The 16,164-nt window shown below is 58.9% G+C and carries 14 protein-coding genes; 1 reads left to right on the top strand and 13 read right to left on the bottom strand.

Annotation, left to right across the window (positions count from 1 at the left end):
- Positions 1–11: 11 nt before the first annotated feature.
- The 6 genes from ABH912_RS05865 to ABH912_RS05840 all read right to left on the bottom strand — a co-directional run bounded on the left by ABH912_RS05865 (position 12) and on the right by ABH912_RS05840 (position 6,886).
- Positions 12–1,667, bottom strand: a complete 1,656-nt coding sequence (locus ABH912_RS05865; RefSeq protein ID WP_429510012.1) for an intermembrane transport protein PqiB — start codon at positions 1,665–1,667, stop codon at positions 12–14.
- A complete protein-coding gene (locus ABH912_RS05860; RefSeq protein ID WP_033054810.1) occupies positions 1,648–2,304 on the bottom strand; it encodes a paraquat-inducible protein A in 657 nt (218 codons plus the stop codon). Before ABH912_RS05860 ends, ABH912_RS05865 begins: the two co-directional genes overlap by 20 nt.
- Complete coding sequence (locus tag ABH912_RS05855; RefSeq protein ID WP_429510010.1) at positions 2,301–2,897, bottom strand: paraquat-inducible protein A; 597 nt, start codon at positions 2,895–2,897, stop codon at positions 2,301–2,303. Before ABH912_RS05855 ends, ABH912_RS05860 begins: the two co-directional genes overlap by 4 nt.
- A gap of 136 nt (positions 2,898–3,033) precedes the next feature.
- Complete coding sequence (locus ABH912_RS05850; protein WP_429510009.1) at positions 3,034–4,335, bottom strand: NAD(P)/FAD-dependent oxidoreductase; 1,302 nt, start codon at positions 4,333–4,335, stop codon at positions 3,034–3,036.
- Positions 4,332–5,420: a polyamine ABC transporter substrate-binding protein gene (locus ABH912_RS05845; protein ID WP_429510007.1), complete on the bottom strand. Its 1,089-nt coding sequence runs from the start codon at positions 5,418–5,420 to the stop codon at positions 4,332–4,334. The genes ABH912_RS05850 and ABH912_RS05845 overlap by 4 nt, the downstream gene beginning before the upstream one ends.
- A gap of 107 nt (positions 5,421–5,527) precedes the next feature.
- Positions 5,528–6,886, bottom strand: coding sequence for a glutamine synthetase family protein (locus tag ABH912_RS05840; protein ID WP_282378368.1), 1,359 nt, complete (start codon positions 6,884–6,886; stop codon positions 5,528–5,530).
- Positions 6,887–7,047: 161 nt separating this feature from the next.
- Between ABH912_RS05840 and ABH912_RS05835 the strand changes: the two genes are divergently transcribed.
- Positions 7,048–7,971, top strand: a complete 924-nt coding sequence (locus ABH912_RS05835) for a helix-turn-helix domain-containing protein (RefSeq protein ID WP_429510005.1) — start codon at positions 7,048–7,050, stop codon at positions 7,969–7,971.
- Between the two features lie 12 nt (positions 7,972–7,983).
- On the opposite strand, the gene ABH912_RS05830 is transcribed toward ABH912_RS05835, so the two are convergent.
- From ABH912_RS05830 to ABH912_RS05800, 7 genes are all read right to left on the bottom strand, one after another.
- Positions 7,984–8,904: a MurR/RpiR family transcriptional regulator gene (locus ABH912_RS05830; protein WP_033054822.1), complete on the bottom strand. Its 921-nt coding sequence runs from the start codon at positions 8,902–8,904 to the stop codon at positions 7,984–7,986.
- Positions 8,905–9,224: 320 nt separating this feature from the next.
- Positions 9,225–9,989 (bottom strand): ABC transporter ATP-binding protein, encoded by a 765-nt coding sequence (locus tag ABH912_RS05825; protein WP_429510003.1) that lies wholly within the window; start codon positions 9,987–9,989, stop codon positions 9,225–9,227.
- Positions 9,990–10,007: 18 nt separating this feature from the next.
- The gene (locus ABH912_RS05820; RefSeq protein WP_429510002.1) at positions 10,008–11,120 is read right to left on the bottom strand and encodes a succinylglutamate desuccinylase/aspartoacylase family protein; all 1,113 of its coding nucleotides are present in this window, start codon (positions 11,118–11,120) and stop codon (positions 10,008–10,010) included.
- A 9-nt stretch (positions 11,121–11,129) separates the two neighbouring features.
- Positions 11,130–11,828 (bottom strand): ABC transporter permease, encoded by a 699-nt coding sequence (locus ABH912_RS05815; protein ID WP_429510000.1) that lies wholly within the window; start codon positions 11,826–11,828, stop codon positions 11,130–11,132.
- A 14-nt stretch (positions 11,829–11,842) separates the two neighbouring features.
- Positions 11,843–12,532, bottom strand: a complete 690-nt coding sequence (locus ABH912_RS05810; RefSeq protein ID WP_429509999.1) for an ABC transporter permease — start codon at positions 12,530–12,532, stop codon at positions 11,843–11,845.
- 92 nt (positions 12,533–12,624) lie between these two features.
- Positions 12,625–13,401, bottom strand: coding sequence for an ABC transporter substrate-binding protein (locus ABH912_RS05805; RefSeq protein WP_046047038.1), 777 nt, complete (start codon positions 13,399–13,401; stop codon positions 12,625–12,627).
- Positions 13,402–13,615: 214 nt separating this feature from the next.
- Positions 13,616–16,003 (bottom strand): DUF3772 domain-containing protein, encoded by a 2,388-nt coding sequence (locus ABH912_RS05800; RefSeq protein ID WP_429509997.1) that lies wholly within the window; start codon positions 16,001–16,003, stop codon positions 13,616–13,618.
- Between the last annotated feature and the right edge of the window lie 161 nt (positions 16,004–16,164).

Genomic DNA, 16,164 nt, shown 5'->3' with positions numbered 1-16,164 from the left:
TGCTCCTGTGGTCATTTGCGCGGCGGCCCCTGCAGGTCCATCGGCGCGGCATTGTCGGGACGACCGCGAATCAGCGATTCCGGATGCCGACCCAGGTAATCCGAGAGTTCACGCAAGGAGCGCGACATGCGCCCGAGTTCCTCGAGGGTCTGACCCAATTGTTCGCGTTGCGGCGAGTCTTCGGCCAAGGTCGAACTGGCCGATTGCAGGGTCTTGCTGACGTCCGCCAGGGTGGTCTGCACGCCGGGGAGGGTCTTGGCGTTGAATTGCGCCAGACCTTTACGCAGTTCGACGAGGTTGCTGTCCAGATTGCCGGCGATGCGCTCGATGGGCAGTTGGTTGATCTTGGTAATCATGCCCTCCAGTTTTTCCTGCAATTGTTCGAGGCTGCCAGGTACGGTCGGGATTGAGACTGGACGGGCGGTCGGATCGAATACGACTTTCTCCGCTTTGGGGTAGAAGTCGAGCGCAATGTAGAGCTGACCAGTCAACAGGTTGCCACTACGGGCCTGGGCCCGCAGACCGTTTTCGATGAAACTGCCCATCAGACGTACGCCAGCGGCTTCGTCGTTAGGGTCATGCTTCAAGACCTCAAGCATTTTGGCGTGAGCCTGGCCGAGTCGTTGGGGGTAGATCACGATGCCGACATTGACCGGGAAACTGCGTTTTTTCGCGTCGAAATCCAGATTGACCGCCACCACTTTGCCGAACTCGATGCCAAGGAATTCCACCGGTGCACCGACCTTGAGCCCGCGCAAGGCCTGATCGAAACGCAAACTCAAGAATTGCCCCTTGCCGCTGGGCGGGGCGAGGGCGGTTAGCTGGTCTTCGAACAGGTCGAAGGCTTTGTCCTCTGCGGCCGGTTGATCATTGGGGCTGTAATCAGGAGCGCGGAAGGCGATACCGCCCACCAGAATCGATGACAGCGATTCGGTTTTCACCGAAAAGCCGTTGGCGCCGACGTTCACGTCGATGCCGCTGGCGTTCCAGAAACGGGTGTTATCGGTCACGTAGGCATCATTGGGCGAATGCACGAAAATCTCGATATCGACCCCTTTACCGTCGGCATTCAGGGCGTAGGCCACCACTTGCCCGACCGGAATCTTGCGGTAGTAAACCGGAGAGCCGATGTCCAGCGAACCGAGGTCATCGGTGCGCAGGGTGAAGCGTTTGCCCGGCTCGCCATAGGTAATTGGCGGAGGGTTTTCCAGGCCAGTAAAGTTCTTCGAGCGAGCATTGGCCTGGCCGATGTCGGCGCCAATGTAGTCCCCGGACAGCAGGGTATCGATCCCCGACACCCCGCCGGCGCCAATACGCGGACGCACGACCCAGAATTGCGAGTCTTCGCGGGTGAAACTTTCCGCCTGTTTGGACAGTTTGATGGTGGCGTTGACGCTCTTCTGATCGTTGCTCAGCTCCACGTCCGAGACTTGGCCGATCACCACATTGCGGTATTTGACCTCGGTCTTGTTGGCCGTCAGGCCGCTGCCGGTCTTGAACGTGACAGTAATGGTCGGACCTTCCTGCAACATGGAGTGCACGACCAGGGAAAGCCCCACCAGCACCGCGACGATCGGCACGATCCATACCAGCGAAACGCTGAAACGGCGGGTTTTGACAGGGGCCTGGCCAGGGGTTTGCGGCCCATCAGTGGCTTGCGACTTCATCCATGACCTCCTCGTTTGGGTTATCCCGCTCTTCTTTATCCCAGATCAGGCGTGGGTCGAAACTCATTGCCGACAGCATGGTGAACACCACCACCAGGCCAAAGAACAGAATGCCCGGGCGCGGTTCGATATCGGCCAGGGCTTGAAACTTCACCAGTGAGGCCACCAGGGCGACCACGATCACATCGAGCATCGACCAGTAACCGATGAGCTCGACGAAACGGTACAGCGTTGAACGCTGCTTACTCGCCCATTGGCTGTCGCGTTGAACGGTCACCAGCAACAGCGTCAGGGCGACGAACTTGATGCCCGGCACCGCGATGCTGGCGATGAAAATAATCAGGGCAATGTCCCAGGCGCCGTGCTGCCAGAACTCGATCACACCGCTCATGATCGTGCTATCGGCGCCGTTGCCGACCATCTTGGTGTTCATCACGGGTAGCAGATTAGCCGGGAAGTAAAATGCCAGGGCCGTGAACATGTAGGCCCAGGTCCGGGCCAGTGAGTTGGTTTTGCGCCGATGCAGCGGCGCGCCGCACCGTGTGCATTCGTGAGGTTCATCGGTCATGTCGCAGGCCAGGCCGCAGCTATGACACAGGCACAGGTTGAGTTCACTCGCCAGCGGGGGCCGGTTCATAAGGTGTCCCATAGATCACGGATGTCGCGCCCGGCAATGCGGATCATCATCAGACTGAGAATGGCCAGGGCAAACAGGCCGATGCCGGGCAGCACGTCCAGCAATCCGGCGAGTTTGATCACCGCGACCATCGCCCCCAGCAGGCAGACCTCCAGCATGCTCCAGGGCCTGAGGGTTTCCAGCCAGCGCATGCAGAACTTGAAGCCGGGCGAGCGCCGGTGGGCAAGGGCGAAGCTAAGCACCCAGATGAGCAGCACCAGCTGGAAAATCGGCGCGATGATCATCGAGATCGCCGCCACCATGGCGATGAAAGTGATCGGCCCCAGACTCAGGGCCAGCACCGAATCCCAGAGTGTTGCGCTGTTTTTAAGGCCTTTGAGGCTGATGCTCATGACGGGATAGAAGTTGGCGAAAATCCACAGCATCAACGCGGTGAAGGTCAACGCCAGACGTTGTTCCACCGTCAGGCCGTTATAGCGCTGAAGCACGCCGCCGCAGCGTGTACAGAGGGTTTTCTGATGTTTGGCGAGCGTGACTTTTTGATACACGCAGTCGCAGTGCTCGCAGATGATCAGTGATTCAGTCGTAGCCATGGGGCGGGCTCGAAAGGAGGCTGGAAAGTCAGAGCACTCCCTCAATATAGAAGCGCCTCGCGATAGAGCAAATCGAAAGGCTCAAACAACTGCTTGCTCGCGAAGGCGGCCTGTCAGGCAACCAGCGTCTTACTGATCACCCCAGCAGTTCGCGCAGGCGATACCAGAACATGCCGAGAGCCAATAAAGGAGAACGCAACATGGGCCCGCCGGGAAAGGTCATGTGTGGCACGGCGCTGAACACGTCAAAGCCCTGACTGTGTCCGACGTGGATCGCTTCACCCAACAGCTTTGCGCACCAGTGGGTCACGTTCAGGCCATGACCGGAGTAACCCTGGGCGTAAAACACGTTCGGATGCTGGCTCAAGCGCCCGACCTGTGGAAAGCGATTGGCGCTGATGCCAATCTTGCCGCCCCATTGATAGTCGATGCGCACGTTGGCCAATTGCGGGAAGACCTTGAGCATGTGCGGGCGCATGTAAGCTTCGATGTCCGCCGGATCGCGCCCAGAATAATGGCAGGCGCCGCCGAACAGCAAACGTCGGTCCGCCGAGAGCCGGTAGTAATCCAGGCCGACTTTCTGGTCGCAGAGCGCCAGGTTATGCGGGATCAATTGCGCAGCCTGTTCGGGCGTCAACTGCTCGGTGGCGATGATGTAGCTGCCGGCCGGGAGAACCTTACCGCTAAGCTTCGGTTCGAGTTCTTCCAGGTGAGCGTTGCACGCCAGCACCAGACTGCCGGCGCGCACCGTGCCGCCGGCACAGCGAACCTGCACGGTGCTGCCATGGATCAACTCCAGCACCGGGCTCTGCTCGAAGATCTGCACGCCTAAAGATTGCGCCACTAGCGCTTCGCCAAGGACAAGATTGAGCGGGTGCAAGTGACCTGAGCCCATATCGACGAGACCACCGGCATACACGCCTGAGTTCACCACCTGCTGCCGGATCTGCTCCGGCCCGACGAGTCGGGTTTCGTGGGCGTAACCCGATTCGGCAAGGCCTTGCTGCTCAGCCTTGAACGCCGCGAACTGCGCTTTGGTATTGGCCAGTTCACAGAACCCCCAGCGCAGGTCGCAATCAATCCCGTGTTCACGAATGCGGTTGCCCACAAGCGCTACCGATTCGACGCCTGCACGCTCAAGGTAACGCACGCCTTCTTCACCGACATGACGGGCAAAACCGCTGACGTCATGGCCGACACCGCGGATCAACTGACCACCGTTGCGCCCGCTGGCCCCCCAACCGATCCGTCGTCCCTCCAGCAGAATTACCGAGAGCCCGCGCTGCGCCAATTCGATCGCTGTGTTAACGCCGGTAAAGCCGCCACCGATCACACAGACATCGGCTTCAAGATCCGCGGTCAGTGTGGGGTAGCGCGCCATTTCATTGGCTGACGCGGCGTAATAGGAACGGGCATGTTCGTTGCTGTACTGATTCATTGGTTGGACTTCACTTTGCTCCAGGAACGGGTCATCAAACGCATGATTGCCTGGGGCGGGGTGGTGGAAATGTAGAGCTTGTCGAGGACTGCCTGAGGCGGATAAACCTCAGGATTGTTGACCAGCTCAGGGTCCATGTCTTGCTTGGACGCCGGGTTCGGGTTGGCGTAACCGACCGACGCGCTGACCTTGGCAATCACGTGTGGGTCCAGCAAGTAGTTGATAAAGGCGTGTGCTTCTTTCTGGTTGCTGGCGTCTGCGGGAACCGCCAACAGGTCGAACCACAAGTTACTGCCTTCCTTGGGAATCGCGTAGGCGATGTTTACGCCGTTCTTGGCTTCCTTGGCCCGGTTCGCGGCCTGGAACACGTCACCCGAGTAACCGAAAGCCACGCAGATGTCGCCGTTGGCCAAATCTGAAACGTACTTCGAGGAGTGGAAGTAGGTGATGTAAGGACGGATGGCCAACAGCTTGGCTTCAGCCTTCTTGTAGTCCTCAGGGTTTTCGCTGCGCGGGTCCATGCCCATGTAATTGAGAACGGCCGGGAACACTTCATCGGCCGAATCCATCATCGATACGCCGCACTGACTGAGTTTTTTCAGGTTCTGCGGTTCGAAAAACACCGCCCAGGAATCGATGCGGTCAATGCCCAGCACTTGCTTGACCTTGTCGACGTTGTAACCGATGCCGTTGGTGCCCCACAGGTACGGGACCGAGTGTTCGTTGCCCGGGTCGTTTTTCTCCAGCAGCGCCAACAGTTTCGGGTCGAGGTTCTTGAAGTTGGGCAGCTGCGAACGATCGAGCTTCAGGAACGCGCCGGCTTTCACCTGGCGAGCGAGGAAGTGGTTGGACGGCACCACCACGTCATACCCGGTGCGGCCAGCGAGCAATTTGCCCTCCAGGGTTTCGTTGGAGTCGAACACGTCGTAGATCACCTTGATCCCGCTTTTCGCCTGGAAGTCGGCGAGGGTGGTCTCGCCGATGTAATCGGTCCAGTTGTAGACGCTGACCGTTGGCTGAGCCTGCGCAACGGCGCTGAACAGTAGCGCCAGGGCGACTGGAACCACGGATTTCAATAGACGCATATCGACACCTCTTATAGTTATTGGATTCTTCTGGAGTTTCTTTGGTGTTCTTGCGGCCGTCATCGCGAGCATGCTCGCGATGACGGCCCTCACGGGCGGCGCAGATCTCAGACGCTGAGCAGCAGGAACTCACGCTCCCAGGAGCTGATCACCCGCTTGAAGTTCTCGTGTTCGGCGCGCTTGACCGCTACATAACCGCGGACGAATTTGCTGCCCAGATAACGCCCGATGGTTTCGCATTCTTCCATCTGCGTCAGAGCGTCTTCGATAGTGATCGGCAGGCGCAGGTTGCGGCGTTCGTAGGCACGACCTTGCACCGCCGCACTCGGCTCGATGCGTTCGACCATCCCCAGATACCCACACAACAGGCTCGCTGCGATGGCCAGATAAGGGTTGGCATCGGCGCCCGGCAAACGGTTTTCCACGCGCATTGCGTCCGGCGTGGAGGTCGGCACACGCAGGCCCACCGTACGGTTTTCTTCGCCCCATTCGACGTTTACCGGCGCCGATGTGTCCGGCAGGAAGCGGCGGAACGAATTGACGTTCGGCGCGAACATCGGCAGCACTTTGGGGATGTACTTTTGCAGGCCGCCGATGTGGTGCAGGAACAGCTCGCTCATCTGCCCGTCGGCATCGGCAAAGATCGGCTGGCCGGTGGCGATGTCCACCACGCTTTGGTGGATATGCATGGCGCTGCCGGGTTCATCGCCAATCGGTTTGGCCATGAAGGTCGCGGTGACGTTGTGCTTGAGCGCCGCTTCGCGCAGGGTGCGTTTGAACACGGTGATCTGGTCGGCCAGGTCCAGTGCGTCGCCGTGACGGAAGTTGATTTCCATCTGCGCCGGGCCGTCTTCGTGGATCAAGGTATCGAGGTCCAGGCCCTGGAGCTCGCACCAGTCGTACACGTCTTCAAACAGCGGATCGAATTCGTTGGCGGCGTCGATGGAAAACGACTGGCGACCACTTTCCGCACGGCCCGAACGCCCCAGCGGTGCCTTGAGCGGCAAGTCCGGGTCTTCGCAGCGCTGGGTCAGGTAGAACTCCATTTCCGGCGCGACAATCGGCCGCCAGCCTTTGTCGGTGTACAGCTGCAAGACCTTTTTCAGCACGTTGCGCGGTGACAGCTCGATCGGGTTGCCGAACTTGTCGAAGGTGTCGTGAATCACGATGGCGGTGGGCTCGATGGCCCATGGAATCACGTACACCGCGTCGGAGACGGGCTTGCACACCATGTCGATGTCGGCCGGGTCGAGCAGGTCGTAGTAGATGTCGTCGTCGACAAAGTCCCCGGTTACCGTTTGCAAAAGCACACTTTCCGGCAGGCGCATGCCTCGCTCATGCAGGAACTTGTTGGTGGGTGCAATTTTGCCGCGTGCAATGCCGGTCAAGTCGCTGACCACACACTCGACTTCGGTAATCTTGTGATCTTTCAGCCACGTGAGCAGCTGATCGAAAGGGACATTCATAAAGACCTCGTTATTGGTTTTATTAACGCCGGGGAGGCTGGTTTCATCCACCACACACTTCCCCTGTGGCGCGTTGACGACTATCTTGGGCGAGCCTTGACGTTCCATCTATCCACTTTCAGCAGCACCAAAACGCACCAAACGAGTGCGTAAGGTCACCCATGACAACGTGCAATCCTCTCCAAGTCCAAGCGTTCGACACCGCCGATGTCGCCGAGCAAATCCGCGCCACACCGGGTTGGGTGCAGCATTACCAGCAGATGTCACCGGGGCATTTCGCCGGGCGCGTACGCTACCTGGACCTGCAAGGCGTGGAGATTTACGAGGAACAGATGAACACGCGGGTCGAGCAGAATTTCAGCGCGCCCGAAGGCTCGCTCGCGTTCTGTTTCGACCGCAGCGACAACGCGCTCTATGTGTTGAATGGTGAGAGCCGCAACATCTGGATCACCCCGGAGAACTACCAGGAAATCGCCGTGGTGTTCGGTCCGGAGTTTGTGCAGCGTCACGGTTTGAACGTGGCGAGGCTCGAAGGCCTGTTCATGGCGCCACTGAATTCGGGGCAAAACGCGTTGTTCAGTCGCTGGCTCAGCGGGACGTTGACCCGACTGGCGCAGACGCTCGATCCGCCGAGCAAGGAGGCGTTGACCCAGCAGTTGCTGGAAGACTGCCTCTACATCCTCGACAACGCGTGTGTTTGCCTTGATCGCGGCGGTTTACAGCGCCGCGCCGAAGAGCGTGCAGTGATGAAACGCATCGGTGAATGGGCGGCTGACACCCCGGAAGAGACCCTGAATCTGCTTGAGCTTTCGCAGGTTGCGGGGGTTTCACTGCGGCAGTTGCAGCATGCGTTCAAGGCGTATACCGGGATGACCCCGACCCATTGGCTGCGCTTGCGCCGACTCAACAGCGCACGCCGCGAATTGCTCAGCCGCACAACGATGGACACCACCGTTGCCGAAGTGGCGATGAACTGGTCGTTCTGGCATTTGGGGCGATTTTCCAGCAGTTATCGCGCGTTGTTCAACGAACTTCCCAGTCAGACGCTCGCCCGCAACCCCCGTGGCGCAACAGGTCGCGGGTAAGCCGGGGACACGTCAGCGCGGCTTTGTGGCTTTCGTCGATTTGCTGTTGCCCGGCATGTGCAGGTAAGCCATCACGCTTTCGGTCAGCTCGGTCGCCAACTTGACGGCTTCCTTGTTGCGCGCCATCACGCCCGCCACCAGGCCTTCGATCAAGGCGAGCACCGCGATGTTGGAACTGGTCAATACCGGATGGTCAGCGGGAGCAAACAGCACGTGTTCGGCAATGCTGGTGAGCGGCGAGGCGGGTGAATCGGTGATTGCCAGCACCGTGGCGCCACGCTCATTGGCGAAACGGGCGAGTTGCAGGGTGTCGAGGGAATAGCGCGGCAGGGAGATCGCCAGCAACACATCCTGATCGGTAATCGCGGCCAGACGGTACGCGGCGTTTTCGTTGCCGCCCTCCATGCTGATGGCGGTGGCATCCGCGCAGAAAGGCATCAGGGTCGAAGCGGCGAGACCGGCGAAGTAGACGCTGTTGCCAAAGCCCAGGATGTAGATTTTGCGAGCCTGGGTCAGGCGGGTCACGAACGCTTCAAAGGTGTCTGCGTGGTTGTTGGTCGCCGCCGTGGCGAGGTTGCTGCTGGCGCTCTGGATTTGCTCATGCAGGCCAAACGCGCCGCCAGGACGATGCGCCAGTTCGTTGCGCAATTTGTCGACCGGCGACACCATTTGCTGCAATGTCGCGACCAGCTCGGCCTTCATGCCGGTGTAGCCACCCAGGTTCAGGGCCTTGGCCAAACGGTTGACCGCTGCTGGCGAAGTGGACGTTTCGTGGGCCATCTCCTCGATGGTCAGCGTCGCAGCCCTCAGCGGGTGACGCAGGATAAAGTCCGCCACCTTGCGCAGTGACGGCTGCAAATCGCCAACGATCTCCGCCAGTTTGCGCATAACCGGTGCGGCATAGACCGTGGTGTTTTTCGATGGGGTCGGCATATCCGGCTCAACATTTCCTGAGGGTTGGAGAAGGGGTGGCACAAGGTTGGCTGGAGTGTATCCGAAGCCAACCGTTGGTGTGCAACGCTTGCCAAGGGGCGGTGATCAGGCCGGTCGAGCCGTAACGCAGTCCCTGTAGCAGCTGGCGAAGCCTGCGTTCGGCTGCGCAGCAGTCGTAAAACCTGACCGCGCGGTAGTCCTGAAGAACCGCATCGCCTGATTTCACGACTGCTACGCAGCCGAACGCAGGCTTCGCCAGCTGCTACAAAGTATGCGTTGCAACTGAAATGGCTTAACTGACTGGCATTAGGCTGGGCGGGTTATTTCAAGCTCCCGGCAAGAAACTGCTGGAGGCGTTCGGACTGCGGGTTGACCAGCACTTCGCGCGGGTCGCCACGTTCTTCGACCTGCCCCTTGTGCAGGAACACCAGTTGATTGGAGACCTCGCGGGCAAAGCCCATTTCGTGAGTCACGACCACCATGGTGCGGCCTTCGAGGGCGAGGTCCTGCATGACTTTCAGCACTTCGCCGACTAGCTCAGGGTCGAGTGCCGAGGTCGGCTCATCGAACAGCATCACTTCCGGCTCCATGGCCAGCGCGCGGGCAATCGCCACACGCTGCTGCTCGCCGCCCGACATATGGGCCGGCCAGGCGCCCATGCGGTGCGCCACGCCGACTTTGTTCAGGTAGTGCTCGGCCTTTTCCCGGGCTTCTTTCTTGCTGATGCCCAGCACATGCACCGGGGCTTCCATGACGTTTTCAAGGGCGCTCATGTGCGACCACAGGTTGAAGTGCTGGAACACCATCGACAGCCGCGAACGCATGCGTTGCAACTGTTTGGGTTCGGCAGCCTTGAGCCCACCGAGTTTGTTGGACACCAGTTTCAATTGTTCGCCGTTGAGCACGATGTTGCCGGCGTTGGGCTGCTCCAGCAGGTTGATGCAGCGCAAGAAGGTGCTTTTGCCCGAGCCGCTGGAGCCGATGAGGCTGATCACGTCACCGGCTTTCGCTTCCAGAGACACGCCCTTGAGCACTTCGTGGCTGCCGTAGCTTTTGTGTAGATCCTGAACTTCAAGTTTGTACATGGTTTTTATTCTCTGGAATCAGTCGCTGAGCAAGCGACCTTGGCGAATAAGGCGGGTGCCGGCGACTTTGGCCAGCCACAAACCGGGCTGGGCAAAGCGCAGGCGTTCTCGGGCATAGAGGATGCCGTCGGTGCTGGCGCGCACGATGCTGTGGCGATCGGTCAGCGGATCCAGCACTTCGAACAGCGGATCACCCACCCTGACCCGGGCACCCAGCGGTTGCAGAAAACTCACCACCCCCGGATGCGGCGCATAGGCGTACTGCGCGCCGGCGAACGGCGTCGCTTCACAACAGGTCGTTGGCGCTGCTGGCCAGTCACCGCTGATCAGGCCTTGTTCGGCGAGATAGCCCAGAATGGCCTCGGCACTATCGACACATTGTTCGCGTTCGGTGTCGGCCATGCCGCGCAACTCGATGGTGGTGGCCGCACAGGCCAGCGGAATATCGGCTTCAGGAAACAGCTCGGCCAACCGCAACCAAGGGATCGCACAGGCTTCATCGAAGGCACTGCCGCCCGCACCCTCGGCCAGCAATGCGGCACCGGCACCGAGTCGAGCGGCCAACGAACGCAATCGCGGCCAGTTTTGCGGCATGGCGTAAAGCAGCATGATCGACTCGAAATCGCAGTGCAGGTCCAGCACCACATCGGCATCACAGGCATGTTGCAGCAACAGGCGGCGCAGGCCATCGAGTTCCGACGTCGGTGGTGGCATGTCGGCGAGGACATCGGCCATGGCCCGGCGGATCAGAGCGGTGTTGCCGCCGGCATTGTCGCCCAGGTGGTCTTTCACCAGCGCCGCCACGGCTTCAGTCAGCTCCGGGAAATCCCGATTGAAATTCTTCCCGCTGGAGAACTCGAAGCGCCCCTGATGGGTGGCCTGGAACATCTGGGCGATGCCAATCGGATTGGCCATTGGCACCAGCTCGATCACTCCGTTCAGGCGACCTTGTTCTTCCAGCACCCGCAGACGTCGTTTGAGTTCAACCGCCACGCGCATCCCCGGCAGCTCATCAGCGTGCAAGGACGCCTGGAGGTAAGCCTTGCGCGGTCCGCTGCCAAAGCGAAACAGCGACAGTTTCCGTTCAGTGCCCGAAGCACTCCACGGCAACAGGTATTCAATGTGCTCCATAACAGCTCCTTAGTGCTTGCGCGGTGCCAGGTACGCCAGCCAGCGACGCTCGGCCAGCTTGAACAGGCGAACCAGGATGAAGGTCAGGGCCAGGTAGATGAGGCCGGCCGTAATGAACGCCTCGAACGGCAGATAGAACCGCGAACTGACCGTACGCGCGGCGCCGGTGATGTCTACCAATGTGACGATCGATGCCAGGCTGGTGGTTTGCAGCATCATCAGCACTTCGTTGCTGTACTGCGGCAACGCCCGGCGCAAGGCCGACGGCAGCAGAATGCGGCGGTACAAGGTAAAGCGCGACATGCCCATGGCTTTGGCGGCTTCGATCTCGCCATGCGCCGTGGCCTTCAAACTACCGGCCAGCAGTTCCGCGCTATAGGCACTGGTGTTGATCGCAAACGCCAGGCAAGCACAAAAGGTTGCGCTGGACAGGTACGGCCAGAGCGCGCTTTCACGTACCGCTGCGAACTGCGCCAGGCCGTAATAGATCAGGAACAATTGCACCAGCATCGGCGTGCCGCGAATCACGTAGGTGTAGAGCCACGCCGGGAAGTTGATCAGGGGCGATCGGGACACCCGCATCAATGCCAACGGAATCGCCAGCACCAGGCCGAAGGCCAGGGAAATCAGCAGGACTTTGAGGGTCAACAAGGCGCCATTGAAATACAGCGGCAGGTTTTCCCAGATCAGGTTGTAGTCGAGAATCATGGGGTTGCTCCCAATCACAATTCGGCGGCTTTGATGCCGACCGAGTAGTGTTTTTCCAGGTAACGCAGGACCAGCAATGACACGCTGGTCAGCATCAGATAAAGCGCCGCCACCGCGAGGAAAAACGTAAACGGCTCATGGGTGGCGTCCGCTGCGTTCTTGGCTTTGAACATCATGTCCTGCAAGCCGATCACCGAGATCAACGCGGTGGATTTGGTCAGCACCAACCAGTTGTTGGTGAACCCCGGGATGGCGAAACGAATCATCTGCGGCACCAGAATCCGCCAGAACACCTGGGTGCCACTCATGCCATACGCCACACCGGCCTCACCCTGACCTTTAGGGATCGCCATAAACGCGCCGCGAAAGGTTTCCGAGAGATAGGCGCCAAAAATGAAGCCCATGGTGCAGACGCCGGCGATAAAGGGATTGATGTCGATATAGCGGGTGTAACCGAGTGCCAGGGCGATGCGGTTCACCAGATCCTGGCCGCCGTAGAAGATCAGCAGGATCAACACCAGGTCAGGAATACCGCGAATCAGGGTGGTGTACCCTTCGCCCAGCATCGCCAGCCATTTGAGCGGCGACAACCGAAAGGCCGCGCCGATCAGACCCAAAGCAATCGCCATGCTCATGGAGGTCAGGGCCAGGTTAATGGTCAGCCAGGCGCCATCGAGAATGCTCGATCCGTAGCCGTGAAGCATGATGAAGTTCCTCAAACGAGCGCCGAGAGGCGCGCGAGACAAGCCCAAAACGGCGCCCGCAAGGGGCCGGCGCCGGGGTTTGGGGTAAAGGCTTATTCGCCGTAGATATCGAACGCGAAGTACTTGGCCATCACTTGCTGGTACTTGCCGTTGGCGCGGATGGCGTCGATCGCTGTACTCAGACGTGCGACGTTCACGCTGTCGCCTTTACGCACCGCGATCCCGGCGCCGCGGCCGAAATATTTCGGGTCGCTGATGTCCGGTCCAACCAGCGCGAAGCCTTTGCCTGCCGGCGTTTTGATGAAGCTCTCGTCGGTGTTGACGATGTCGGCGAGCGTGGCGTCCAGACGACCCGACGCCAGATCGAGGAAGGCTTCATTTTGTGAGCCGTAGCGCACCACTTCGACCCCGGCCTTTTCCAGCTGCTCGGTGGCGAAACGGTCGTAAGTCGATGAGCGTTGCACCCCAACTTTCTTGCCCTTGAGATCAACCAGCGGGTCGTTGATCACGTTGCCGGCCTTCATCGCGAACTTGCCGGGTGTGTGGTAGTACTTTTTGCTGAAGTCGACCGACTTCATACGGTCTTCAGTGATCGACATCGACGACAGCACCGCATCGATCTTGCGCACTTTCAGCGACGGAATCATGCCGTCGAATTCCTGGATGACCCACTCGCATTTGACCTTCATTTCTTCGCACAGGGCGTTGCCGATGTCGTAGTCGAAACCACTGACGTTGCCCTCCGGCGTCTTGAAAGAGAAGGGCGGGTAGGCGGCTTCGATACCGATACGCAGGCTGTCTTCGTCGGCGTGAGCCAACAGGCTTGCGGCGCACAGTGCCAGAGCACCTAGAAGTTCTGTCTTGTTCATATTGTTGACTCCTTGGAGGGGCGTTGGGGTGGTACAGGCCATCCGATCTGGCGCGGTGTATCAGTCCTGATGATTTTGTGTGGCTATAAATGACATGTTTTATTTCATATTGCAACGCTATGAAAATAAACGTGTCACTCGATGGCGCAAAAATTCACAACGAATCCGTGTGATCACGAGCTCGTTCAGGCGCCAGGCAGGCTATTGATGGGCATTACGCGGGGGGAACAGGCTTGGCCAATTCGATGCCGGCCGCACTCAATCGCTTCAGGATTTCGAAGAGCAGATCGCTCTTGGTCGTACTGACAATCCTTGGGCTGCTGACATAGCCGGTGATGGTCAATGTGATGCCTTCAGGGCTCAGATTGCTGAATCGGACCACGGGGGCGGGTTTTTCGAGGATGGTTTCATGCTCGTGATAGGTGGTGTACAGCAGGTTTTTGACTTGCTCGGGATCGATATCCAGAGGGAACACCAGTTCGAGTGTGGCCACCCCTTGGGCGCTGCCGCCCATGGTCACATTGCGCAGGTTCTGGGAAATAAGCTGCGAGTTGGGCACGATCACGATCGAACGGTCACTGAGCTGTATCTCGGTGGCCCTGACATTGATCCGCCGGATATCGCCTTCGACCCCGCTGATGCTGATCAAGTCGCCGACCTTGACCGGACGCTCGGTGAGCAGGATTAACCCGGATACGAAGTTCTTGACGATCTCCTGCAAACCGAAGCCGATCCCCACCGATAACGCACTGACGATCCAGGCCAGGTTTGTCCATTTTACGCCCAAGGAAGACAACGCCAGCAGAATGACCAGCGCGTACCCGATATTGCTGAACAGGGTGCTCAGCGACGCCCCCATGCCGGGGTCCATATCGGTTTTCGGCAGGAACTCGTTATCCAGCCATCTGCGCAGCGATCGAATCAGGTAAATACCGATCAACAGTGCGAGGACCGCATTCAACAGATTGCCCGGAATGATGTTCAGCTTGCGCAAGCCATCGCCGCCGAGGATCGCTGAAACCCGGTCAGTCAGCTGTCCAAAGGTCGCTCCAACCCCTCCCACAAACGTTGTAATCGCGGCAATCAACAGTAAGGCCGCTCTGCCAATACCCGACACAACAACCTCGATTTGTTCAAGCCGTACGTCGCCGATCCCCAGCAACTGTTTGATTGCCTTGCCGCTTGGGTGCCTGGGCGAAAACAGGTAATCACACAGGTCCCTGAACAACTGCGTCAGCAAATAGAAGCTGGCAATAACGATATAGAGCCAGACAATTTCGTAAGTGATGAACCGGGCCAGGGAGATGTAACCGACCAGCAGGCCAAAAACCGAGATCAACATGGCGATACTGACGCCGGTATAAATCACTCCCGCCAGCGTAGTACCTGACTCAGGGTGTTCTCCGGCAATGACCATCGCTCGGCGGGTTCTACTGACGCGTATCAATAGCGCACCCATAATCATGATGACGACTAACGACACGACGCCCCGGCTGAAGAGAACCACCTGCGAACTCATACCCGTCGCATTGGTGACTTGTACCAGCGAGATGAGTATCAGCATCGATCCGGCCAGCAGCGCCGGAAAAGGGCTTATTGCAACTGCCACTTCATCGGCGATGCCAGGCAACCGCCATGAGGGATTGCGTTTCGACAGCAGGGCCCGACTCAGGCCGATAATCAGGGCGCAGGCGTAAGCGACTTTTTCGACATCGTCGAAGTAACCTTCCAGTGGCTGCGGCAATGGTTGTAGGCGGGTAGCCGCGGCGGAGATGAGCTGTATTGCACAACCCGCACTCAGCATCGTGGCAACTACCGTCGCTATCGCCAATGAACTTCTGCGCAGGCGACCCTCCGGTACTCGATGGATGCAGATCCAGGTCAAACCACGTTCAGCCAGTCTTCGCCCTGTCGTCCAGAAGGCCAGGGCCAATACTAACAACGTGACGGTCGTGGCACGCCGGCCGGGTTGCCAGACGGACTGAATGACACTGTTGGACTGCTCGATCAAAAACCTCAGACGGTTTGTATCCTCCTCCAGTGGAGAGAACAGCGGTAACCAGAACCGGGGGTTGAGGAGGCTGGCGGTTCGCTGGGCGAGTTCGGTCTCCAGTTGGGTGCGCCGAATGCTTGCGATCTGAGTGATGAGGTTAGTCGCGCCTTCTTTGATGGCCTGCAATATCTTGAGATCGCCATCCACCTTGTCTTTTTGTGCAGTGAGATAAGACCTCTGTTTCACAAGATCGGACTTTTCCACGGCAAGGCTGGTGTTGGATGCTGTCCCGAGAACACTGAGTTGCGCTTGCAGTTGCACCTGCTCGGGAAGTAACAAGGTCGCCAACTTGTCTGCATCACTGAAGAGCAACTGAACGTTGTCCTGAAAGCCTACCAACTGGGTGTAGTTACTGGTCAGTGACACCTGCTGTTTAAGTTCATCCAGCCTTAATTGCAGGGCTTCCAGCTCGCTTTTTGACACAGTCGCGGTGGCGCTGGCCTCACTGCTGCCTGGCGCATTGGGTAGTTCGTCCGCCGACAGTTCGCCGATGTTCGCCCCCATCAGCGCGAACACAACGAATATGAGTAATTTCAATGCGGGACGCATAGGCATGCCTCCAGCGGCTTTAGCCATTCAGGTTAGGTCATGGCGTGTGCTGGCGCGAAAAATTGTTCCGCATGCTGACCAGTAGTAGGGAAGGGGAGCGGGTGAGAAGGGGTGATCTACAATCTTTTATGCTGAATTACGCTCAGGATCACGAGGTGTGA

The sequence above is a fragment of the Pseudomonas sp. BT76 TE3572 genome (assembly GCF_050435365.1).
Lineage (GTDB): Bacteria > Pseudomonadota > Gammaproteobacteria > Pseudomonadales > Pseudomonadaceae > Aquipseudomonas > Aquipseudomonas fluorescens_W.
This window is presented reverse-complemented; position numbering and strand designations above follow the sequence as displayed.